Raw genomic sequence first — 21,956 nt, 5'->3', positions numbered from 1 at the left:
ATATTATTAAATAGAATAAAGGGGATGATATACTATGACGACTTGGTTTATTGTAATGTTAGTTGTATTTGGGGCATTTAAAATTATCGTTTCTAGCCTTCCTAACACTGTTATTGAATCCATTATTAGCAAGTACGAAACACATCCACAACTTGAAGAAGAGAATGTGACTATTACAATTCGCGGAAATAACGTAGAGGGCGAAAAGAAATCCAAAATTATTCATGATTTTAACGAAGGTTTATTTTTAGATCGCTATTATGCACCGCCACACAATGAGGGTACGCCTTTAATTATTCATGCAAAACGTGGCAAAAAAGATTTTACATTTTATATTTATAGTCATGAAGAGCATGTTGATGTTGTAAAGCAATATAAAAAGAAGGTCGTTGCTTATAGTTTACGCTCTAAAAACCTTCAAAATAGTGATATGTTCGTGTCAGCTGATTTAGCTTAATACTCATATATTAAAAAAGGAATCCATGGCATATGGATTCCTTTTTACTATTCACTGAAAAATAAGCTCTGTTTTCAAACTATCTTTCGGTAACAGCCATCCTTTTTGTTCTAAACTCTTCATTAATAACTCTCTTTGTTCTTTTGCAATACTTTCCTCATTTGTTTTAAAAGACACTTCTATTACGAAATCATCTTCTATTTTCCCTGTATTCCTTAGTGGCCAAACTTCAATATTCGTTTTACTATTTTCAAACTCCCCTGTATACCTTTTCATTAATACAGGACCGTAAATACGGGAATCCCTTAACATCTCTTCTCCCCAATTCGTATACAACCATTTGTTCATTTTCCCTGGTAACTTTTCTACTAACATGTTTTGAGCAGCTTTTTCGTTTGGTAAATCAAGTACTCCATATCCTTTCGCACTGTAACTTTTCTTATTTGAAATACTTAACGTTTTCTTCTCAAATCCCCAGTCTATTTCTGCCTCATAATTATCAGTTTTACTATCAAATCCATCTTTTTTAGCCACTTCTAGTGCATCTTGAATTACACCGTTTTGAATCGGGTATCTTTTTTTATATGTTAGCTCAAAATCTTTACTAAATTCTTTCTTTCGAATTCTAGCAAACCAGCCTTCATTACTTAAATTTTTATTTGTCGTATCTAAAAACTGTACTTGTATTCTTTCATAATTTGTACCTGCCTGGAAATGCTCTAGTACATCTTGCTTCATCTCTTTGTTAGAACCTATTACTTGTTCTGGCTTTAATAATAACTTCACTTCAAAACTAGGTGTCATTGGACCAGCGGCAAATCCTTCCTTAACGTTATAAAGGAAACAACAAAAGAAAATACTTACGAATACAAATACTTTTTTCATATACCTATCCCCTTTACATTTCAAATGACTTCTATACGTTCCATAGTAAGTGAATATACATTTTCATACCCTTCCGTACTAAGCTTTTTCTGTAATCGATCCGTATCCTCTTTCAATGCGTGTACTAACACCGTATGTTCTGGTGATAATGTATTTAACATCTCTTTCACATCTCTCATACTTTGGTGAACTTTATATGGAACTCGCTTCACCCTACATTCTTTCCCTACACGTTCCTTCAAAACTTTTTCTGCAAAACTCCCTTTAGCAATATGTCCAGTAAAGATAATAGAATTTCGTTCTTTATTCCGAAGTTGTTCATAATATAACTGCGCTCGTTTCGTTTGCATATTCGCATCACTCATTACAACTATTCCATAACTATGTTGCATACCGCTGTCATCATCCATAACTATTATGTTTCTTTTTAAACTCTCCATTAGCTCTTCAAGTTCTTCATTATTTTTAATCCAATCTTTATGTACGAACATCTCTTGGAATCCATCCAAAATTTCTTTGTCTACTATAATGGGAAGTTCTTTATATTTTTCATATAAATACAATACGATATCTTGCGCCCTACCAAGCGGTGGCAATGGTAGTAATGTTATTCCTTTCTTCCCCGCAACTCGTTCAATTTCTGCACATAGTTCATTTACTCGTTCATGTTGCGAAACATCATCAGTATGATATGCAGCATCTACAATTGCAACTTTTATATCGCCACGCAATTTCTCAGGTAAATTAGCTCGTAGTATGTTAGACTCTGCTGAATAATCGCCAGAATAAAATACATATGTATGACTCATATCCACTAAAAACCAAACAGCCCCTAATACATGTCCACTATATCCCCATTGAAACCGCAATGAAGGAGTAATTTGTATCCATTCATTCGGATTACTAATCTCATCAATATATACATAATTTAAATCTTTTATGTTTTGGTCACTATAAGGTACATTCCATCCTCGCGTCACATTGTAGTTTCTCCATTTTTCATAATAAGCGGGAAGTTGCGCCTTCGTATAACGAGTTGTCCAAATTTTTTTCTTATATCCATACTTCGCTAATAAAGGTAAACCCATCGTATGATCTTCATGAATATGGGACAAAAATACTGCATCTAAAAACGGTACAACTTCCCTCTCTATTTTTGGATAACTATCCTCATATGATCGATTAATACCACAATCAAATACTATTTTCGTTTCTTTATTTTTTACGAAGTAGCAGGAACGACCGTATTCTCCCGCTCCTCCCCACACTTCTATTCTCATCATGCTACCCCTTTTCTTTTTTGCTCCATATGTTGCAGAAGTAATAAACATAGTGTTGTAAGTCCAACTGAAACGACAGCCATTGCCATTCCAATCGATACTTCTCCTTGTTCAAATTGAGCAAAAATAAATGTTGCTGACGTTTCTACTGATGGAGGTAGTACGAGAAGCGATGCTACTAACTCCCTTATCGAGATTGTAAATGTCATCGCCCATCCAGCAAGAATGCCTGGGATAATAAGTGGTAATATTATTTTTCTAAAAATATAAATATAATTTCCAGAAAAAATACTTCCTGCCTGTACAAGAGAATCATCAATTTGTCCGAGCGATGCTTTTACATACTGCACCGTATAAGGTAAAAAAAGAACAACGTACGTTATGATAACCATAACTGGTGTATTGTAAATGGACAGAGGCATATAGGGTGAGTTCCAAAATAATATAAGACCTACAACCATCACAATTCCTGGCACCATATTCGGTAACATACCGCACATATCAAGCCATTTTTCAGAGGACTTTTTCCCCTTTCGAATCATAAGTGCCAAAAAGACTCCAATTATTACAGCAATAATCGCTGTTACAAGTGAAAAAAGAAAACTGTTCCACAAAGCTTCTAATCCTGGAGATCCGATTGTAAATAATGCTTCATAATGGCTCGTTGTAAAGTTATTTACATGTAAGCCGCCGCCTCTTAATTTTGATAAAGAAGCAATCAATATAGAAAAATACGGGATTCCAATTGATACGATTAATAAACCAATTACATAAAACCATGCTGCAACGCGCACAAATATAGACAAAGTATACCTTTTAGATTTCACACCTTTTCCACTAACCATTGCATATGAGTACTTTCGATTCAACACATTTTGCACATACCAAATGAGCATACATGCACTAAGTAATAAAGAAGATAATGCTGTTGCACTACTAAAATCAATTGGCCAACTCGAAATAAATTTATGAATCTCTGATGTTAACACATGAAATCCTATTCTTCTTCCAAATGTAGCCGGTGTTCCAAATTCAGCAATCGTCTTTACGAAAATGAGTAAAGCACCCATTACATAACTTGATACTAATAACGGCAATATGATTTTTCTTAAACGATAGAAAAAGCTTCCACCATGAACTGCTGCCGCTTCTTCTTTACTACTTCCAATTTGAAGTAACGCGTTTTTTAACATGAAGTATAGAAATGGGAATAAATGCAGACTCATAATTAAAACCATACCTCCTAAACTAAAAAACGAAGATGAAATCGTCTTTAGCATCGGAAAAAACTGTTCGAAATAGCCGCTCGGTTGCATGAACAAAATCCAGCCCATCGATCCAATATACGGCGGAGTCATAAATGGAATCATAAAAACAATATCTAACTTGCTATGCTTTCCAACATCTGTTTTGCTCATAATGAACGCTAATGGAAATGCAAATACGGTAGCTCCTATTACTACAAGTACACCAAGAAGCATCGAATTTAGAAAAATCCCAGCTAATCCACCACTCTGCATCACTTCAAAAGGCTTTAAAAAATTCCAGCTACTATTTTCATATACACTAGAAAGTAAAATGAGAAAAAGCGGAATGACGATTAACATCGCCACAAGTAACAACGCTACTGTCATTCCAACTTGCCTTACTGATACGAATCGATTTACCATGTAATCACCATCTTATTGAAATACTTTCTTAAATTGTTTTCCTATTTCATCTTGTTCTTTCTCAACTGTTTTCCAATCAATATGTAATACCGGAATCTCTTCCACATTTGGTCTATTTTCAGCTTTTATATCTGTTCTACCAGGCAATAAATATGCTTTAGAAATTTGTTTTTGTACATCATCTGATAATAAATAATCAATAAACTCTTTCGCACCTTCTACATTTTTACTATCCTTCATAATGCCTGCTGCACGTGGGCTAATCACTGTTCCGCTTTTTGGATAAACAATATCAACTGGTTCACCCTTTGCTTTTGCACTGTACGTCATATAATCAACACCCGCAATAACCATATCTTTTGCACCTGTTACAACTGGATCTAATGCTTCTTGATTTGCCCCTGCTACTGTAACTTCATTTTTCTTAAGCTGTTCAAATAAATTCCATCCATCTTTTCCATTCTTTTTCACGTATCCTGTTACAAAGTCTAAAGCTGAACCTGAAAGTGCCGGATCTGGAAGATTTACTTTCCCTTTCCATTCTCCTTTTGTTATATCACTCCAATCTTCAGGGGCTGTCTTCACATTTTTTGTGTTATACACAATTCCTAATGCGGAAGCACTATATCCAAAATAATGTCCTTTATCATCCGACCATTCAGAACGAAGCTTATCAGCTTGTTTCGCTTCTTTATAAGCTAACGTTTGTCCATCCTTTTTTAATCCTTCCATCGCTGGTAAAGATGCAAGTACGACTACGTCAACGACTGGTTTTTTCTTTTCGGCTTCCATTCGCGCTAAAATCTTACCTGTTGTTCCTTGAAACATTTCCACTTTTATACCCGTTTTCTTTTCAAAGTCCTTTTGAATTTTTTCTGCTAATCCTTTTGGTCCTGCACTATATACAACAATCTTCTTTTCATTCGCAGTTTTACTTTTTGCATCTGCATTACCTGTCTTTGAGCTACACCCTGTTACTACTGCAGAAAATAATAAAGTACATACAAATAAAGACTTAAGCGAACTGAATTTCTTCATACGATTCTCCCCCTATATGATGAATACATTTTTTCGGTACATATAACGCTACTGGTTTCCCAATGCTTGGTTTACTATTGTGATAAGCTGTCCATATTCCGAGTGTCCCCATGTTTACTTTCACTTCATAACGCTCTCCTACATATGTAACGTGCTGGACTTCACCTGTATACATTTCACACACTTCATTTTTTGTCCAGCTCACATGCTCTGGACGAACCATTTGTTTACCCTCTACAAGCCAATTTGCCTTGCCAACAAATTTTGCAACAAATTCATGAGACGGTTTCACATAAATATCTTCTGGTGTTCCTTTTTGTAATACTTCTCCTTGTTTCATGACAATAATTTGGTCTGACATTGACATAGCTTCTGTTTGATCGTGCGTTACATACAATGCCGTTAAACCAATAGAATGAACAATATCCATAAGCTCTAACCGCATTTCTTCTCGCAAAATTGCATCGAGTGCACTAAGCGGTTCATCGAACAAAATAAAATGTGGTTTTGTTACAATTGCTCTAGCAAATGCGACACGTTGCTGCTGTCCACCAGAAAGTTCATGTGGATATCTTTTCTCCATCCCTTGCAAGCGAACTCGCTTTATCGCATCTTCTACCTTTTCTCGTAAATGATTCGTTTGCTTTGTAGCTCTTAAACCAAATGCAACATTTTCAAATACAGTCATATGCGGCCATAAAGCAAAATCTTGAAATACCATACCGATATTACGTTCATGAGGAGATGTTTTTACTTTTTTCGCACTAGAATACATGCACGTATCTCCAAAATATATTTCACCTTTATCTGGATCTTCAAGTCCTGCAATCATTCTAAGTAAAGTCGTTTTCCCGCATCCCGAAGGTCCTAAAAGTGTAGTGAATTCACCTTGTTTCATAACAATTTGTAGCGGCTTTAACGCCTGCGTTTTTCCAAATGTCTTTTCTAATCCACTAATTTTAATATCCATCGTTTCACCTCTCACCCCTAACTCTTAACCTGCTTTCATTCTATATGGAAGATTTATACTGAATGTTAATGTACTGTAAAGATTAAATTAAAAAACTTCTAATAAACTATTTATTTCTATAGATTTTTTCTATAGTTAAAAGAAAAAGGGGTAACTTGCCATGAATCTCTTAAAATTAGAAATTGTAGTGCTTATTAAGAAATACAAAAAGCTCACGATTGTTGCAGAACAGCTTGGTGTTAAACAACCTACTATTACATTCCATATAAAAAGCTTAGAAGAGGAACTCGGTGTGCCTTTATTTGAATTACGTTCTGGAAGATATTTCTTAACAGAGGCTGGTGAAGCATTGCATCACTATGCTTGTAAAATAGATGCACTTATGAAAGAAGCTAGGCGGGTCACGCAAGAGTTTAAAGATTTTAATAAAGGTGCTATAACAATTGGCGCTAGTTATGTACCAGCGACATATCTTTTACCAGGAATTGTTCATCAATTTCAATGTGAATTTCCAAATATAAAAATAACACTCATGGTAAAAACAGCTCCTGAAATTCGAACGATGCTACAAAATCATGAAATTGATCTCGGTGTAATTTCAGCAGCACCGTTTGATGAATCACTTTTAAAACAGACGAATGTAATGCCTGATACACTTGTTCTTGCTTTCTCCAAAGAACATCATTTTTCAAAAAAAGAAAATGTATCATTACAAGATATCGAAAAGGAACGGATATTACTGCATCGTAATCCATCTACAACGAGAGATTTACTTACCAAATGGATGTTAGCTCATAACATTACATTCCAATCAGAAATTGAATTAGATTCATTAGAAACGATGAAACAAATTTTAAAATACGGTAATGGGGTTGCCTTTATTTCTAAACTTGCTATTGAGCAGGAAGTACAACGAAATGAACTATGCTATTTACCCATCCCTGGATTTGCATTTCAACGTAACATTTATACGATTCATCATGAGGACAGATGGAATTCTAAAATTATTTCTTTTTTACTACATAGCATCACTTGTTATGCAGCAAAAAATTAAAAGGCTGTCGTTATACACGACAGCCTTTTACACTATAACTCTATTTATTTTTCTTCGCTTCAATTTTTGCTTGTGCCTCTTCAGCCTTATCTAATGCTTCTGAAAATTTTTTCTCTTTTTCTTTCACATCGTCTATACTATCTACAGCTTTAATGAGTTTATCAATTCCTTCTTCTTCTACTTTTCTACGCTTAGCTACTCTTTCATTTACTTTCTCTTCTACATCTTTTGCTTTTTGAAGCATATTCTCTGCATTTGATGTTACAGCTGTTTCAAGTGCATCGTCTTTTTTCATTTGTAACACTTCATTTGCAATGTCTTTCGCTTCTAAATACTTACCGTCTTTTAATGCCGTTGCTCCGTGATCCATTTTCTCGGCCATTTCTTTATATGATTTTGCTTCATTTCCTGATTTCTCTTTTTCTGCTTTTTCAAACCACATTGTTGCATCACTATATTTTTCATCTTTCAATGATTGCATACCTGTTTCAATATATGTGTCATAATTACTACATCCAGCCATTACGACTAACAGAAAAAGCATAACAAAACTTAATTTTTTCATGATGTTTTCTCCTTTTCTTTGCCTGCTCACTATACTGTAACATACATGAAAAAGAGTTTCAAAAACTAAAATACTAATTTGGTCATTTACAATTCAATAGTAAGGTTACAAATTTTAAAATTCAGCTATTTCTCTAAAATGATTTACTTATTCTCTTCGTTTTTGGATTTACATCGAACCATCCGACAGTAGCCGTATGTCCTTCATCTCCATTTACAATAACATTATATACGTGAATGACATAATCACCTTTTTCGTTATCATGATCATATTCCACTATAGTGTTCACTGGCACATTATACTGCTTTCTCACTAATTTTTCTGCTTCAGCGGTTGAAATATTACTTACACTTGTATCCGCTTTTTTCTTTTCCTCTTCTTTTTCCTTTAGTTGTTCTTGCTTTCTCTTTTCTTCCTCTTTTATTTTTTGCTGTTCTTGATTCTTTTTCTCTAATTCAGCCTGTTCTTTTCTTACCTTTTCTTGTTCATCTTCATATTGTTTTTTTGCGGTCACAGCTTCATTCATGAAAGTTGTTGCGTCCTTTACAAATTGCTGTGATACCTTCTCATCAGCTATTTCTTTAAAAGTTTGATATGCTTCATCATACTTTTTCTCATGTAACAATTCTTTTCCTACTTGTATTTGTTTCTCTGTTGATTTTGTTTTTTCTTGTAAATCTTTTGCTTCTTTTATTAGCTGTTCTGCCTTTCCCTTTATAACTTTTTCCTCTTTTATTTGCATTACCTTTTCTGCACTTACAATGGCAACTTCATATTTTCCATCTTTTAATGCTTCCTCACTATCTTGCATTTGATTAGCTAACCGTATGTACTGCTGTATTTCATCTGTAGACTTTTCTTTCGCAGCGTCTTCAAAATAACGAACGGCCTCTTTATATTGACCATTTTCCATAGCTTTCTTCCCCAACCCCATCTGTTGATCATACTCTTTCGAACTACATCCCACAGTTAACAGTATCAAACATATAATCATCATTAATTTTTTCATTAACATCTACTCCTCCCCTTGTCTATTCTACCACTCCTTTTTGGAAAAGTATTACATAAAGAAGTGTTATTTTATTTATACTCAAAATAAAATAACGCTTTACCTTCAAAATTTTTATTTATTGTTACGCCGACACATCTACTTGTTTTTTCGCCATATGTTGCTTTACTCCAACTAATACAACTAACAATAACCCTCCGCCTATCGTCATCATAACAATGCTAGTTGGCAACATATCTAATAATAATCCATATACAATCATACCGAGCGGCGCGATTGCAGTAGCAATTGTTTCAAGTAGACCGAATACACGCCCTAAGTAGCTCGGATCTGTCGTCTTTTGCATATATACTTGCATCGGAATATTCGCAAGCATGATTGATATACCAATTAACATCATAAAAGTGCTATAGTAAATAAAACTTGCCACTTTTGGAATAGTAACTAACAACGGGAAGACTGTACATAAACTTAGACCTGCAAACAAAAACAGTCCCGTATAAATAGAACGAAACGGATTATTCAATTCTTTACGTACTGATAAGGCAATCGCACCCATTAGCATCCCAACCGCTAACATTCCCTCTACAGTACCGAGTTGCTTTGAAGATAAATGCAATGTATGGACGATAATGTATGGAAGTGCAACGGTTAGCCCACACGCAAAAAAGTTTACCCAAAGTGCCATTTTCATTAAACCATATATTTCATGCTGTCTTTTTATATATGAAAAACCTTCTTTTATACTCGTCAAGAAATGCTCTTTACTCTCAGCTACTTCTTTTTTATATAAATCAAATACGATAAATAATTGCAGAATCACCGCTAAAAAGAACGTAATACTATTTAACAAAAAGAATGACTGAATTGAAAAGAAACCAAATACAACTCCGCCAATAATCGGCCCTAAAATATTTGATAAAGAAGCGGCCGTTTGATTTAAAGCACTCGCTTTTTGAATACGCCCCTCATCGACTAAACTCGGAATAGACGAAGTTAATGCGACAGAATAAAAACTTGCACAAATTGATAATAATGCTGCTGAAACATAAATAAAAAGCAGTGACGGTCCAAATATAGTAGCAAGAATAAACATAATAAGCATCGTTAAACTACTTAATAAATCAGTGCCAATAACAAGCCACTTTCGATTCACACGGTCTGCTACAGCACCTGCAATCGGGCCACAGATCATCCTTGGAAGTGATCCACAAACGAGCGTAGTTGCAAACCCCATCCCTGAACCAGTCGTCTTTAATACGTATAACCCCATTGCGAACGTATAAATACCTGCTCCTAGCAAAGACGTCATTTTTCCAATCATCATTAAAATGATATTTCTTGTTGCAATCTTCATTCTTGAATCATGTTGTCCTATACTTATATCTCCCATTTTGACTCTCTCCCCTTAAAAGTTAAATTGTGTTAAACTTATTATATAATCAACTTTCCAATTTCCACAACAAAAAGTTAAATACAATTTAACTTTTTAAATATAAAGGAGCAATGATATGGCAACTCTCGGCGAAAAAATTAAAGCATTGCGAAAAGAAAAAAAACTTACACAAACTGAGCTAGCAGGTTCGGAAATGACAAAAAGTATGCTTAGTCAAATTGAAAATGGTAAAGCTACACCTTCCATGAAAACATTACAATATATTGCAGAAAAACTTGAATGTGAAACGAGTTTTTTATTAGAAGAAGATGATGTAGAAATTGTAGCAATCATTCAAAAAATGGAGCCATTAATAAAAGCAAATAAATGCGATGAAGTATATGAGACTTTACTACCTATCGTTCAAAAAGAACTACCTCTTACTTTAAATACAGCACGTTTATATAAACAGTTCATAACAGGAGCAGCTGTTATGAACGATTATAATATTGAATATTACGTTGAAACCGCTGTTTCTATATTTGAAAAGTATACTTTATATCGAGAAAGCACTGAAACGAAACTACTGTTTTACTATATGCTCTTCAAGCAGAAAAAATATAAAGAATGTTTACAGATGATCACCAGAATTCGTGATGAATATAAAGCGAAGAATTTAGAAATGGATCTTATTACACATATACAATTATATTTAAAAGAAGCAATTATTTTACTCGCATATGGCAATTATGAAAAATGTGAAAAAGTCATTTTAGATGCACTTGCATTTTCAAAAAAACATCAAGTGTATTATAAAACAGATGAATTTTATCGCATTTTATCTTATCAAAAAATCATCACAACTGATAAAGAACAATATTTATATTACATAAAAAAATCTGAGCAATTTGCCATTTTTACAGAAGATACGTTATCCGCTGCAATTATAGATATATTAAAAGCTTATTACTACAATACAATTACTAATGAATATACAATCGCATTAGAGCATCTAGAACAATTCCGAGAAAAACTAAAAGATGAACCAATCTTTCAAGACGATGGATTATATTATCTTGAAAAAGGAAAATCTTTGTATGGTTTAAAACGTTATAAAGACGCTTTGGAGACATTAAAACACGCTACCATACCAGATTATATGAGTCATCCACTTGATCAATCGTGGCTATTAACAGCTGGGTCTTATCGTGCCCTTTGCTATATAGAACTTCAAGATAAAAAATCTGCCTTAAAGGAGGCAAAAGAAGCCGTTCAAGCAATAGATAGCTATCCAGATTCTATCTTCTCTTCATTTATTAAAGAAACATTACAAATAATACAAAAACTTTAAGAATGTCTCAAAATGGTATATTATTCCTCTTTTTTAGCAAAGATAATAATGATGGGAGGAATATAAATGAATATTCAACGTGCAAAAGAGCTTTCTGTGTCAGCGGAGCAAGCGAATGTTAGTTTTCAAGGCATGCCTGTTATGATTCAACACGTCGACGAAAGCAATGAAACCGCCCGCATATATGAAGTAAAAAACCCAGGACGCGAATTAACAGTTCCAGTTAATAGCTTAGAGGAAATATAAGAAATGCCACTTCATTTTTGAAGTGGCATTTTTCTTTTTCTATATAAATGTCATTCCTATTTTCTATTTAGTAATCCATACAAACCAATACAAATTACAATGAAGCCTACTATTCCACAAACTAGTTTTATAAATATGTCTCTTGTTTCATAGCTTCTAACTTCGACTACACTCTTTTTAAGACGTTTCATTTCCTTTTGCTCACTTTCTACTCGCTCCCCATATACTAACAAACGATATTTACTTGATGTATATGGTTCACATGTAAGCAGTGTAACTTTGTCTTTTCCTTTTATTACATTTAATTTATCCACTTGATTTGGATAAATTATTTCACGGCCAATTACTTTATACACTTGCTGCTTTCCAAATACCTTTACATAGAATACATCTCCATCACTTAACTGATCAAGATGACGAAACATCGTTGCCCCATGATATCCACGATGTCCTGCCAATACAGCATGTGTATCTTTCCCACCAATCGGTAATGAAGTCCCTTCAATTTGCCCTACTCCTTTACTTAAGTTTTCTTGACTTGCGCCTAAGTAAATTGGCAACTCCTCATTTATTTTCGGAATAGAAATCGTACCAAATATTTCATCTTTGTTTATAAAATTTAACGGTTCCGTACTTATTTCATCATCCTGTACAAATGGGTCACTCATTTTGAAAGTAGTTTTCCCTAACGATTTATTATATGTTTCCATCTTTTGAAACTTCTCATTTACATCTTCTATTTTTAAATCATCAACCATTTTCTCATAACGTATCACTTCTGCCTTATACACATACTTGTTTATATAATTAGCGATCATTGGATATATAAATAGTGATAATCCTGTAAGAAACAATACTACGCTTATAACTCCCCTTCTCACACACTCACCACACAATACATACTATTTTCGTTTTTTCAAATAGATTATTAGAAGGACAATGCAAATAATACCAATAGGAAAAACGATCATCCAATCTTCTAAAATGAAAGGTTTTGTAATCATTTCTTTTTCTTCAGCATCATATGGAACACGGTGTCCTCTCACTAGTAACCTATGCGTGTTCACTCCATAAGGGGTACACGTAATTAATGTTGCGTAATCTTGTCCTTGTACAACTAATAAATCTTCTGTCTCATTTGGTAACACAACTTTTATTTGATCTACCTGATAGGCAAGCACTTTATCTAATGTATGAATATAAAATATATCTTTCTTTTCAATTTTGTCTAAATGAGTAAACATTAGCGCTGAAGGTAAACCGCGATGTCCCGTTAAAACTGTATGCGTATTTTCTCCCCCTATTGGTAATGAGGTTTCATTCAACTGACCAATCCCACGGCTTAACACTTCTTCTGTTGTCCCTTGATAAATTGGAAGGTTTACATCAATTTTTGGGATTTCAATATACCCCATAACATCACCAACATTTAACATATCCACAGTAGAACTTTTACGTTCACCATCCTTTTCTCGAAAAGGATCTGAAAATGTTTGCGTCGTATTTTGGATCTTCTTATTATACTCTCGTGCTTCCGTTTCTTTACGATCAATCTCTTCCTGCTCCAGCCTCTTTATCGCTTCATCATACGTACTTACTTCTGAATAATGTGTTCTTGTTGCAAACCAATTGCTTACAGTTGGATAGAGAAATATACTTAATCCTAGTAAAAAAATACTTCCAAAAATTATATTTCGTTTCATAATAGCCTCTTTCACTACGGATAAAATGTGGAAAAGAGGAAAGCAATATGCCTTTCCTCTTTTCTAAACTCAATTATTATAAACATATAAATTAAGAATTTTTTACAGGTTTTTTTCTAAAGAAAATAAATGTTGCTACCGCCATTAGTATAAGGCCCACTACTGTGAAGAGAATTGTACCCATACCACCTGTTGCTGGAATAATCCAACCGCTCTTATTATTCTCAACTTGTAGCTCTATTTTTTGGTGTTTTTCATCAATTGTAATATCAATCGGATCTCTTAACTTTTGATATTGTTCGACTGCACCGTCTTTATCTTTATACTTTGGTGCTTCCGTCTCAACAATTTGATATTCACCGTACGGGATTTCATTCCATGTAATAATACCATTTGCATCTGTTATATCATTCATTTCTTTCCCATTAACTTTTATAACATTACCTTTTTTATCTTGTAATTGAAACTTCGCACCTTCTAATTTAAGCGTCTTATCTTTACCATCAACTTTTTCAATTTTAATATTTCCCGCTGTCGGTGTGACCACCACTTCATTAGATGGCTTTCCATCTTTTTCTGATGAAACATCATCTTTGTTTACAAAATCAAGTACTGCTTTGTTTGGAATTTTCACTCCAGATTCAACATCACTTTTAATTTTTGCAGTAATTTGCAAATGAAGCTCTTTCCCATTAATTTTTGAAAAATCTTCAATTGTAGCGGTTACTTTTTGACCTTCTACTACTACTTTTACACTACCATCTTCAACTTTCTTTCCGTCAACCATAACAATTGGTAGGCCTTTTATTTCTAAACGATCATCTAAAATATCTGTTACAACATATTTTTTATATGATTGAATATCTTCAGGAAGTAGTGTTTTAATATCATACGTATAATCTGTCTCTTTATTAATTCCAGCTACTTTTGAACTGTTATTTATACTTTTAGTAATGGTAGGTTCTTTATAGTTCTTTATATCATCCAGCTTAACTACTTCACCAGATTCCTTAATAGAGAAAGGACGCTCCTCTTTACTAGTTAAATAACCTGCTGGAGCCTTATGCTCAATAAAATAATAATAATCCCCATATTCTAGCGAATCAACACGAACTTTACCATCTTCACCTGTTACTAATGAACTCGGTGTCTTAACTTGTGTACTTGTTCCATCTTTATTCTTTTTAAATAAATGGAACTCTGCATCTTTTAATACTTTACCGCCTTCACCTTTTTTTACGAATTCTACTGAACCACGTTTTGTTTCATTTTTAGGGTAAATATGAACATCGTAATTTAATTCTTTACCGTTTGTACTTGTCATTGGAATATCGACTATAAAAGTAGTCATATCCAATTCAATATGTTCTGGACCTTTAATAGCTTTTACTTCATAACGTCCTAGCGGAAGATTTGTAAAAACAGCTTCCCCTTTTGCGTTTGTTACCTTTGTTATTGCAGCGTCTTTTACTGGTTTTGCATCTTCTTTTATAACAGTTCCATCATTTGAAATTTTTTCAAATGACTCAATTCGTTTAATTTCAAAAGTTACACCTTCTAAAGGTTTTGCATCTTCTGGAACAGTTTGTCCTTCTTTCCCATTACCTTCTGTAGTTGTTTTAGAACCTTTACTTTGTTCAAACTTGTGAATCGTTAAAGTACCTGTACTTTTTGATTCCGCACTAACCGTCATATTCATTAATGCCGAAAAAGCTAATACACATATTAATAATAAGCTAAAAATCCTTTTCATTATTCGTCACTCCCCTATTGTGTCTACCTTTGTTGCAAACTACTAATCTATTTCATAATCTTTCTTTTTCTGAAGAAGAAGAAAGATGTAATGAACATCAATATTCCACCAATTACATAAAAGACAATTGTTCCTATGCCACCTGTTTCAGGGATAATCCACTCATTTTTATGATTTACTATTTTTATTTTTTGGGTAGATACATCGCTAGTCACATAAATTTCAATTGGCTCTTTCATAAGCATATATCCTACTGGTGCTTGCACTTCTTTTAACATATATTTTCCAACTAGCAATGGATTAGAAATAGCTACACCATTTTTATCCGTTGTTAATTCAGATACTACTTTTCCACCATTATCAATCACTTGAAATACTGCGCCTTCCAATTTGAAATTTTCATCGTTCGCATCTACTTTTTCAATCTCAAACTTCCCTAATGTTGGTGGTACTACGAATACTTCATTTGACACAATTTTTTTCTGATCAAACAGTAATTCCGCTTTATTTGGAATACCATCATTCGCATTGTATTTCGTTAGCATATCTACATTTACATTTGCGTTTAGTCTTGACTTAATATGCATTGTATACGATTGATTCGCAAGATAAGTATAATTTCCGTCCTGCTTCGGTAACTCAATACTTACTTTCTTTAATTGTTCATCAATTTGCGGTATAACTTCTATTTCTTCTCCATCGCTGTTTACAAGTTTTACTTGTAAGATAGTTAAAATATCCTCTAAGTCATCCCGCAATACTACTTTCTCAAGGTTCATAATGTCATTACCAAAATTATAGTTTACATGCCATGTAAACTCTTCATCTATACTTTGTAATGTCGCTTTTTCCACTTCTTTTTCATCTGCATCCGAAACCATCTTTCTTACTTTAGGTTCCTTTGCTTCCACATTCGTTTTTACATTCGGTTTTTGTGGAGGTAAATCTTCATTATCTGGTGTTTTCCCTTCAACAACTGCTATGTTCTCAATTTCCTTCGTTTTTAATGCATCTTGCGTAACTTTCACTTTAAAAGTTACCGTTCGTTCTTCTGTATCAAGTACGTCACCAAAGTTTACTTTAATCGTATTATCCTCATACGACCCCTCATCTTCGTCAACTGCATCTGTTAATAAATTCCCATTCAATTTCATACTACCGGCTACATATTCTACTCCTTCAGGAAGTTTATCGATTAGACGCATATCTTTAATAAGCCCATTTTCTACCTTATTTCGAAGTTTAATTTGATACTCTAATTCATCATTGACATGGAATTTTTCTTGCTTAATACCAATAATCTCTTTCTTCGATTCTAGTTGTCCAGACAACGGATCAACCAGTGTTTCAACTTCAGGCTTTTCCTTATCTTTCGAACTATCAGTCTCAACTATTGCTATATTTTTTATTTTCTTATTTGCCATCTCCGGCTTTACAACAACTTCAAACGTAATTGCTTTCTCTTCCTCACCTTTAAGGTCGCCGAGATGAGCATGAATCGTTTCATCTTTTATATGTGCATAATCTTCATCTTCAACATCCGTTTGTGCCTTCCCGTTTATCATCAACGTATTTGGAACATATTCTACTCCTTCAGGAAGTTTATCCGTAATTTTAACAGATTTTAAGAGAGAATCTGGCACACTATTTTTAGTATGAATTGTATATTCTAGTTTGTCGCCAACTTTCAGCGTACCGCCGTTTATATCTTTAGCTAGTTTAGTGGCTACTAACTTCCCAGGTTTCTCTTCTCGTTCGGGTAATACTTTAACTACTACTTTATTAGAATCGTTAGCTTCAACCTGACTTCCTGTTAACTCATCAATCCCTTGAACGACAGCGATATTGGGAACTTCTGTTTCTACCTTTTCTCCCTTTAGTTTCGCTTTAAATTCAATGGTTGTCTCAGGTGTTTTATCCGTATAGATTCCACCTTTTGTAGCATTTGCTCCCTCACCAATTCTTATTGTTAACTTTCTTGTCTTTGCATCATAGTCAACCTGTTCTGTTTGATTTCCAGTATTCGGACCAGAAATGATTTTCACCGAATTTGGTACAAATTCTAAACGAGAATCTAACACATCTTCAATTTTTGTATCAACAGAACTTGAATTCGGTTCAATGTTTTTCACCCGTAAACGATATGTAACTTCATCACCTGGATCGTACTTTTCTTTTGCATCTATTACCTCCTTATCAATTACAAGTTCTGGTGCCGTTGCATTTACTGCAAAGGCTAATGTGTTTAATACGTAGTCATCACCAGATGTCGCAGCTTTTAAACGTATTTCCTTTTGCTCTGGTTTAATATATCCTGCTGGTAATTTGATTAAATCTGCATCAATCCCTAAACTATTTTTATAATCTGGATTAAATGTACCTGGATACTTATCTCGCATATGTTCCTCATATTCAGAAATAGTGGAATTAAATATATTACCTGTTGGATTCAGCTTATCAGTAACTTCCTTCCAAGTATTATCTGTATGAATAAAGAGTTTATCACCTTGCCAATATCTATCACCTTGGACAGCAAAAACAGAAACTTTTGGATCTAAATCTCCAGTTTTTGAAGCAAGAAAGTTTTTCACCGTGAATTCTTTTTCACCAGATCCAGTAGCTCTTTTCAATCCACCATCATAAACAGTAAATACTTTTCTTGTTTTTGACTTATCCTTTGTAATTACTAACATGTACCATCCGGCAAAAGAATAATATCCATAATTATACGCAAGTTTTGTATTTGGATAAGGGATATTTGCTAAAGTATAGCTTCCTCCTTTTGAATTAGAGGACTGTAAAAGCTTTGTAACATCTGCATAGTTAGAATAATAAGTGCCATCAATACCAAAACCATAAAGCAAGCCACTTCCGTAATACGTATTACTTGGTTTTACTTGAAAGCTCTTCCCCGCCGGAGTCGTGAACTTAACTGGTGCTACATACTGTTGCTGTGTTAATTCATAACGTGTGGAACTCCAATATAATCCAGCCCATTCAATTTCAGCATCTTCTGGAACAGGAATATATGCCTTAGATGAATTTGTAGTTGTTGGGTCATCATCTACATCAATGAGTTCACGGGTATAGCCATTCGGTGCTGTATACGCAATATTCGTTATATCCGAATACAATGCCGTTTTCTTTTGAGCTTCAGTAGCTTTAATACCTAAATTTACATTCCCAGTAGAATACATATCACCTTTATGAATGGATTGGTAAGTCGGTGTGTCAAACCCTTCTGCATCTGTAACTGCTGCCTTTGCCGTATCAAACGGACTTAAAAACTGTAATTGGGATAATAGCAAGAATAAACTCATAACAACTACAAATACATTTAATATTTTTTTATTTTCTTTCCTCCTACTGTGCAAAGAGGTCACCTCCTTCAGTATATTTCACTAACATTATATATACATATATTTTATATCTATTATTCTAATATAAATCATAAGATTTGTTAACAAAATATGTGAATTTATCCTTATTTATACATTTTTATATAGAGATTTTAGAATTTATAATGGTATCCAGTAATAATTTTACTTTGAATATAAATATAAAAGCTTTGTTATTCCATACCTTATTAATAAAGGAGGCTTTTAATGAACTTTTCTATATACGAAGGTTTAGACATTATTTTTCTCTTAATCATTATTACTTACGCTCTCGCCCATAAATATTATGGTCAAAGAAACTGCTCATTATTCTATTTTTCGTTAGTAATGCCATTTACCTTATTTGGCGAACTTTTTATTCGTTACCAACTATTAATCTCATAAGTATTATCGCGGGTATTCTATTGTTACTTACAGAATGGGCTGGTTATTTACAATCTATTGTTTTTAGCATTGTTTCATGGAAACCGTATAAACGGAAAGAAGTACCATTATCCACTTTCAAAAAACTACCTACTGTCGACATATTTATTGCAACTTACAATGAACCGATCGATTTGTTAAAACGTACTGTAGCTGGTTGTACAATAACAACTTATCCGAAAGAGTTGCTAAACATTTATATTTGTGACGACGGATGCCGTGAAAGTGTTAAGCAGCTCGCGGCAGAATTTTCTGTCCCACATAACTCGTACAGAAAATACGCATGCAAAAGCGGTTAATTTAAATCATGCCATCCTTCATTCAAAAGATTATATTATCGTAAATATATGCTGGACTAAAATTTACAGCGTAAAAAAGAAAAGAAGCCTCATGCTTCTTTTCTTTTTATTTCGTGCTAAAATTCAAACTATGAAATAATTTTCAAGGGGGAATTGGAATGAAGAACACATCACAAAAAGCAAGTCATTATTATGCTGTTATATTCACTTCTAATTTATCAAATGATACAACAGACTATAATGCCGCCTCTGACAAAATGGAGGAACTGGCAAAGCAGCAACCCGGATTTCTAGGGGTAGAAAGTGCACGAGATCATTCAGGGCTCGGAATCACAATTTCTTATTGGGAATCACTTGAAGCAATTGAAAATTGGAAACAGAACGTCTTACATAAAGAAGCGAAAAAAAGAGGCCGTGAGCAATGGTATGAAAACTTCCACCTACGTATCTGCCTTGTTGAGAAAGAATTTAAGTTTCATAGAGGTACTTTATAACGATGAAGAAAAAATTAGCTCTCGTTGTTGTTCATGAAATATATGGTGTGAACGACCATATGCATCACGTTATCCATCACTTCACTTCATCTCATATAGATGTATTCTGTCCTAATCTGCTACAATCACAACATGCATTTCCTTATAGTGATGAAGAAAAAGCATATCATTTTTTTATGAATCATATTGGATTTGAAGATGGAAAAAAGCAAATTGAAGAATTCATTACTCATCTTTCTAGTAATTACACACATATTGGACTTATCGGCTTTAGTGTTGGTGCTACCATCTCATGGCTATGTAGTAACAATCCGAAAATAGATTTTATTATTGGATGTTACGGTTCCCGTATACGTGACTATATTCATATGAAACCAACATGTGCTACCTTACTTATTTTCCCTGAAAAAGAAGCTAGTTTTTCAGTATCCTCTTTCATTCAAACATTGCAGCAACAAAAGAATCCTTTATTAGAAATACAACAACTACACGGTGAACATGGATTTCTAAATCCGTACACTGAAAAATATAACGGGCACTCTACAAATCAAGCATACAATGTAATAGATTCATTTCTTGTAAAAAACACTCTTATAAAGGAGAGTTAAATGACACTTACATTACTCTTACTTATTTTCATATTCATTGCCTTTTTCCCAGTGCTAACTATTATTTTAGTAACCGTAAAAAAGGGAGCGTTTTCCAAACGCCCCTACTTACAATCTATTATCGTTTGCATTTTATTTTTTACAAATTGAATCTTATATTTATCAACTTTTTATGCGTTACTTCCCGAAAAAATTAGTGAGTTCCTATTTCTACCCATTTGGTTTTCCCTTTGTATATTAGGTTTTATCACTTTCTGGCGCGAATGGAGAAACAATCGTGTGTTCTCGATATGTATCGGTTTTCTTTCCTTTATTAGTTTTTTATTTGGTTTATTGTTGTTAGTTCTTTCGGGGATGTGACTGTTATAAGGAGGATAAAAATCCTCTTTATAACAGTCTTTTTCGTTCCATAACGAAAGGAATTATTAAATAAAGAGCGTAAGCAATTACCATCCAAATGGTAAATGACATGATTTGCTGTGAGGTTAATTGTGAGAATATATTAGAAGAATGATACAAGATGTAAGAATCTAAAGTTAAACCAATCGCTGTGCCACATATACCTAACTTAATAACTGCATATTTCGAGGTATCCAGTTTTTGATATAACCAAATTACAAAATATAAAGCTATAGCTGTCCCTAATTCAAGCAACGCCATTTGTAGAAAAAATCTATTTGAAGTGTATTCTAATAAAACGGAAGAACCAAAAATAATGAAGAACGCTGAGGCAAAAAGCCAAACGCCGATAGAAAATAAAATAGTGAGCCAAAGTCTATTGTTCACTCACATTACCTCCCTTTTGTAGCACTGTAAACTTTTCCAAGAGCATATACAAATCACCATATACTTTATCTGTAGAAAAAGATGGATTGAATAATGCTTGCAATGCCAATCCGTCAATTAATGCATTACATAAAATGCTCCACGTTTCAGTTGAAATTTGAGATGTCATTGTACCTCCTATTTTTTTATTTAACACTCTTGTCAATTCTTGGTTTTCATAATGTAACAATCCACCAATTTTATTTTTCATCGCATCATTTTGTAATCCACTAGCTACTAATTGAAAAAACAAATGATGATACATTGAATCTTTCACGCATCTACTTTCAGCAGACTGTAAAGCCTTTTCTAACTGTACATCCTTTCCTATTTGTTCCCACGACGCTTTACAAAACGATTCAGTTACTTCAAGTAATAATTGATCTTTCGTTTTAAAATGATAATATACGGTACCTTGAGTAACTTGAGCACTCTCTGCAACTGCTTTTAATGTCAACTTTTCCATCCCATGCTCTGCAATAATTTCTTTTGCTGCTTCTAGTAACTTCTCTTTATTAACAACATTCGGTTTTGCCATTTCTATGCCCCCCTT

Annotated in this window: 20 protein-coding genes and 2 pseudogenes; 8 read left to right on the top strand and 14 right to left on the bottom strand. The window is 33.7% G+C overall.

What is annotated here, in order from left to right; genetic code table 11:
- The first annotated feature begins 34 nt into the window (after window positions 1–34).
- The gene (locus AC2CGR_RS03890) at window positions 35–457 is read left to right on the top strand and encodes a YfmQ family protein (protein WP_484480541.1); all 423 of its coding nucleotides are present in this window, start codon (window positions 35–37) and stop codon (window positions 455–457) included.
- Between the two features lie 51 nt (window positions 458–508).
- On the opposite strand, the gene AC2CGR_RS03885 is transcribed toward AC2CGR_RS03890, so the two are convergent.
- Genes AC2CGR_RS03885 through AC2CGR_RS03865 form a run of 5 tightly spaced genes read right to left on the bottom strand, consistent with a single transcriptional unit; the run spans window position 509 to window position 6,300 of the window.
- Window positions 509–1,342, bottom strand: a complete 834-nt coding sequence (locus tag AC2CGR_RS03885; protein ID WP_484480540.1) for a hypothetical protein — start codon at window positions 1,340–1,342, stop codon at window positions 509–511.
- Window positions 1,343–1,362: 20 nt separating this feature from the next.
- Window positions 1,363–2,625, bottom strand: a complete 1,263-nt coding sequence (locus tag AC2CGR_RS03880) for an MBL fold metallo-hydrolase (RefSeq protein ID WP_484480539.1) — start codon at window positions 2,623–2,625, stop codon at window positions 1,363–1,365.
- A complete protein-coding gene (locus tag AC2CGR_RS03875; RefSeq protein WP_087964910.1) occupies window positions 2,622–4,292 on the bottom strand; it encodes an ABC transporter permease in 1,671 nt (556 codons plus the stop codon). Before AC2CGR_RS03875 ends, AC2CGR_RS03880 begins: the two co-directional genes overlap by 4 nt.
- A 12-nt stretch (window positions 4,293–4,304) precedes the next feature.
- Window positions 4,305–5,330 carry an ABC transporter substrate-binding protein gene (locus AC2CGR_RS03870; RefSeq protein ID WP_131101818.1) on the bottom strand — a complete coding sequence of 342 codons (1,026 nt, stop codon included), beginning with the start codon at window positions 5,328–5,330 and terminating at the stop codon, window positions 4,305–4,307.
- On the bottom strand, window positions 5,308–6,300 hold the full coding sequence (locus tag AC2CGR_RS03865) for an ABC transporter ATP-binding protein (protein WP_484480538.1): 993 nt from the start codon (window positions 6,298–6,300) through the stop codon (window positions 5,308–5,310). The genes AC2CGR_RS03870 and AC2CGR_RS03865 overlap by 23 nt, the downstream gene beginning before the upstream one ends.
- Before the next feature lie 160 nt (window positions 6,301–6,460).
- On the opposite strand from AC2CGR_RS03865, the gene AC2CGR_RS03860 reads away from it, so the two are divergent.
- Window positions 6,461–7,354, top strand: coding sequence for a LysR family transcriptional regulator (locus AC2CGR_RS03860; RefSeq protein WP_087964904.1), 894 nt, complete (start codon window positions 6,461–6,463; stop codon window positions 7,352–7,354).
- A gap of 40 nt (window positions 7,355–7,394) precedes the next feature.
- Here AC2CGR_RS03860 and AC2CGR_RS03855 read toward each other — a convergent pair whose 3' ends face one another.
- From AC2CGR_RS03855 to AC2CGR_RS03845, 3 genes are all read right to left on the bottom strand, one after another.
- Complete coding sequence (locus AC2CGR_RS03855) at window positions 7,395–7,919, bottom strand: COG3014 family protein (protein WP_087964902.1); 525 nt, start codon at window positions 7,917–7,919, stop codon at window positions 7,395–7,397.
- Window positions 7,920–8,052: 133 nt separating this feature from the next.
- A complete protein-coding gene (locus AC2CGR_RS03850; protein WP_484480537.1) occupies window positions 8,053–8,934 on the bottom strand; it encodes a hypothetical protein in 882 nt (293 codons plus the stop codon).
- A gap of 118 nt (window positions 8,935–9,052) precedes the next feature.
- Window positions 9,053–10,321 (bottom strand): MFS transporter, encoded by a 1,269-nt coding sequence (locus tag AC2CGR_RS03845; protein WP_087964898.1) that lies wholly within the window; start codon window positions 10,319–10,321, stop codon window positions 9,053–9,055.
- A gap of 118 nt (window positions 10,322–10,439) precedes the next feature.
- On the opposite strand from AC2CGR_RS03845, the gene AC2CGR_RS03840 reads away from it, so the two are divergent.
- Both AC2CGR_RS03840 and AC2CGR_RS03835 read left to right on the top strand, forming a co-directional pair.
- Window positions 10,440–11,654: a helix-turn-helix domain-containing protein gene (locus AC2CGR_RS03840; RefSeq protein ID WP_087964896.1), complete on the top strand. Its 1,215-nt coding sequence runs from the start codon at window positions 10,440–10,442 to the stop codon at window positions 11,652–11,654.
- 66 nt (window positions 11,655–11,720) lie between these two features.
- On the top strand, window positions 11,721–11,900 hold the full coding sequence (locus AC2CGR_RS03835; RefSeq protein ID WP_001025740.1) for an H-type small acid-soluble spore protein: 180 nt from the start codon (window positions 11,721–11,723) through the stop codon (window positions 11,898–11,900).
- 56 nt (window positions 11,901–11,956) lie between these two features.
- Here AC2CGR_RS03835 and AC2CGR_RS03830 read toward each other — a convergent pair whose 3' ends face one another.
- From AC2CGR_RS03830 to AC2CGR_RS03815, 4 genes are all read right to left on the bottom strand, one after another.
- Entirely contained in the window at window positions 11,957–12,781 is an 825-nt protein-coding gene (locus AC2CGR_RS03830) for a class C sortase (RefSeq protein ID WP_205687598.1), read from the bottom strand.
- 21 nt (window positions 12,782–12,802) lie between these two features.
- Entirely contained in the window at window positions 12,803–13,603 is an 801-nt protein-coding gene (locus AC2CGR_RS03825; protein WP_131101808.1) for a class C sortase, read from the bottom strand.
- Window positions 13,604–13,694: 91 nt separating this feature from the next.
- Complete coding sequence (locus tag AC2CGR_RS03820) at window positions 13,695–15,356, bottom strand: SpaH/EbpB family LPXTG-anchored major pilin (RefSeq protein ID WP_484480536.1); 1,662 nt, start codon at window positions 15,354–15,356, stop codon at window positions 13,695–13,697.
- Window positions 15,357–15,403: 47 nt separating this feature from the next.
- Window positions 15,404–18,739 (bottom strand): isopeptide-forming domain-containing fimbrial protein, encoded by a 3,336-nt coding sequence (locus AC2CGR_RS03815; protein WP_484480535.1) that lies wholly within the window; start codon window positions 18,737–18,739, stop codon window positions 15,404–15,406.
- Between the two features lie 222 nt (window positions 18,740–18,961).
- On the opposite strand from AC2CGR_RS03815, the pseudogene AC2CGR_RS03810 reads away from it, so the two are divergent.
- The 4 genes and pseudogenes from AC2CGR_RS03810 to AC2CGR_RS03795 form a co-directional block, all read left to right on the top strand.
- Window positions 18,962–19,525, top strand: a pseudogene (locus AC2CGR_RS03810) (glycosyltransferase); the annotation flags it as partial.
- Window positions 19,526–19,634: 109 nt separating this feature from the next.
- A complete protein-coding gene (locus tag AC2CGR_RS03805) occupies window positions 19,635–19,970 on the top strand; it encodes an antibiotic biosynthesis monooxygenase family protein (RefSeq protein WP_087964889.1) in 336 nt (111 codons plus the stop codon).
- Between the two features lie 2 nt (window positions 19,971–19,972).
- Entirely contained in the window at window positions 19,973–20,578 is a 606-nt protein-coding gene (locus AC2CGR_RS03800) for a dienelactone hydrolase family protein (RefSeq protein WP_087964887.1), read from the top strand.
- Window positions 20,579–20,938: pseudogene (locus AC2CGR_RS03795) on the top strand (hypothetical protein). It abuts the gene before it with no gap.
- Between the two features lie 27 nt (window positions 20,939–20,965).
- Here the strand turns inward: AC2CGR_RS03795 and AC2CGR_RS03790 are convergent.
- Together AC2CGR_RS03790 and AC2CGR_RS03785 are read right to left on the bottom strand one after the other, a co-directional pair.
- Entirely contained in the window at window positions 20,966–21,364 is a 399-nt protein-coding gene (locus AC2CGR_RS03790) for a DUF5367 family protein (protein ID WP_131101802.1), read from the bottom strand.
- Window positions 21,354–21,941 carry a TetR/AcrR family transcriptional regulator gene (locus AC2CGR_RS03785; RefSeq protein ID WP_131101801.1) on the bottom strand — a complete coding sequence of 196 codons (588 nt, stop codon included), beginning with the start codon at window positions 21,939–21,941 and terminating at the stop codon, window positions 21,354–21,356. The genes AC2CGR_RS03790 and AC2CGR_RS03785 overlap by 11 nt, the downstream gene beginning before the upstream one ends.
- Between the last annotated feature and the right edge of the window lie 15 nt (window positions 21,942–21,956).

The sequence above is a fragment of the Bacillus sp. LSHTCR4 genome (genome assembly GCF_057197025.1).
The sequence above is the reverse complement of the archived record's forward strand: the minus strand, read 5'-3'. Positions and strand labels throughout refer to the sequence as shown.

Coding starts and splice junctions, on each gene's coding strand:
- AC2CGR_RS03890 (WP_484480541.1), top strand. CDS start 35: ATGACGACTTGGTTTATTGTAATGTTAGTTGTATTTGGGGCATTTAAA.
- AC2CGR_RS03885 (WP_484480540.1), bottom strand. CDS start 1,342: ATGAAAAAAGTATTTGTATTCGTAAGTATTTTCTTTTGTTGTTTCCTT.
- AC2CGR_RS03880 (WP_484480539.1), bottom strand. CDS start 2,625: ATGATGAGAATAGAAGTGTGGGGAGGAGCGGGAGAATACGGTCGTTCC.
- AC2CGR_RS03875 (WP_087964910.1), bottom strand. CDS start 4,292: ATGGTAAATCGATTCGTATCAGTAAGGCAAGTTGGAATGACAGTAGCG.
- AC2CGR_RS03870 (WP_131101818.1), bottom strand. CDS start 5,330: ATGAAGAAATTCAGTTCGCTTAAGTCTTTATTTGTATGTACTTTATTA.
- AC2CGR_RS03865 (WP_484480538.1), bottom strand. CDS start 6,300: ATGGATATTAAAATTAGTGGATTAGAAAAGACATTTGGAAAAACGCAG.
- AC2CGR_RS03860 (WP_087964904.1), top strand. CDS start 6,461: ATGAATCTCTTAAAATTAGAAATTGTAGTGCTTATTAAGAAATACAAA.
- AC2CGR_RS03855 (WP_087964902.1), bottom strand. CDS start 7,919: ATGAAAAAATTAAGTTTTGTTATGCTTTTTCTGTTAGTCGTAATGGCT.
- AC2CGR_RS03850 (WP_484480537.1), bottom strand. CDS start 8,934: ATGTTAATGAAAAAATTAATGATGATTATATGTTTGATACTGTTAACT.
- AC2CGR_RS03845 (WP_087964898.1), bottom strand. CDS start 10,321: ATGGGAGATATAAGTATAGGACAACATGATTCAAGAATGAAGATTGCA.
- AC2CGR_RS03840 (WP_087964896.1), top strand. CDS start 10,440: ATGGCAACTCTCGGCGAAAAAATTAAAGCATTGCGAAAAGAAAAAAAA.
- AC2CGR_RS03835 (WP_001025740.1), top strand. CDS start 11,721: ATGAATATTCAACGTGCAAAAGAGCTTTCTGTGTCAGCGGAGCAAGCG.
- AC2CGR_RS03825 (WP_131101808.1), bottom strand. CDS start 13,603: ATGAAACGAAATATAATTTTTGGAAGTATTTTTTTACTAGGATTAAGT.
- AC2CGR_RS03820 (WP_484480536.1), bottom strand. CDS start 15,356: ATGAAAAGGATTTTTAGCTTATTATTAATATGTGTATTAGCTTTTTCG.
- AC2CGR_RS03805 (WP_087964889.1), top strand. CDS start 19,635: ATGAAGAACACATCACAAAAAGCAAGTCATTATTATGCTGTTATATTC.
- AC2CGR_RS03800 (WP_087964887.1), top strand. CDS start 19,973: ATGAAGAAAAAATTAGCTCTCGTTGTTGTTCATGAAATATATGGTGTG.
- AC2CGR_RS03785 (WP_131101801.1), bottom strand. CDS start 21,941: ATGGCAAAACCGAATGTTGTTAATAAAGAGAAGTTACTAGAAGCAGCA.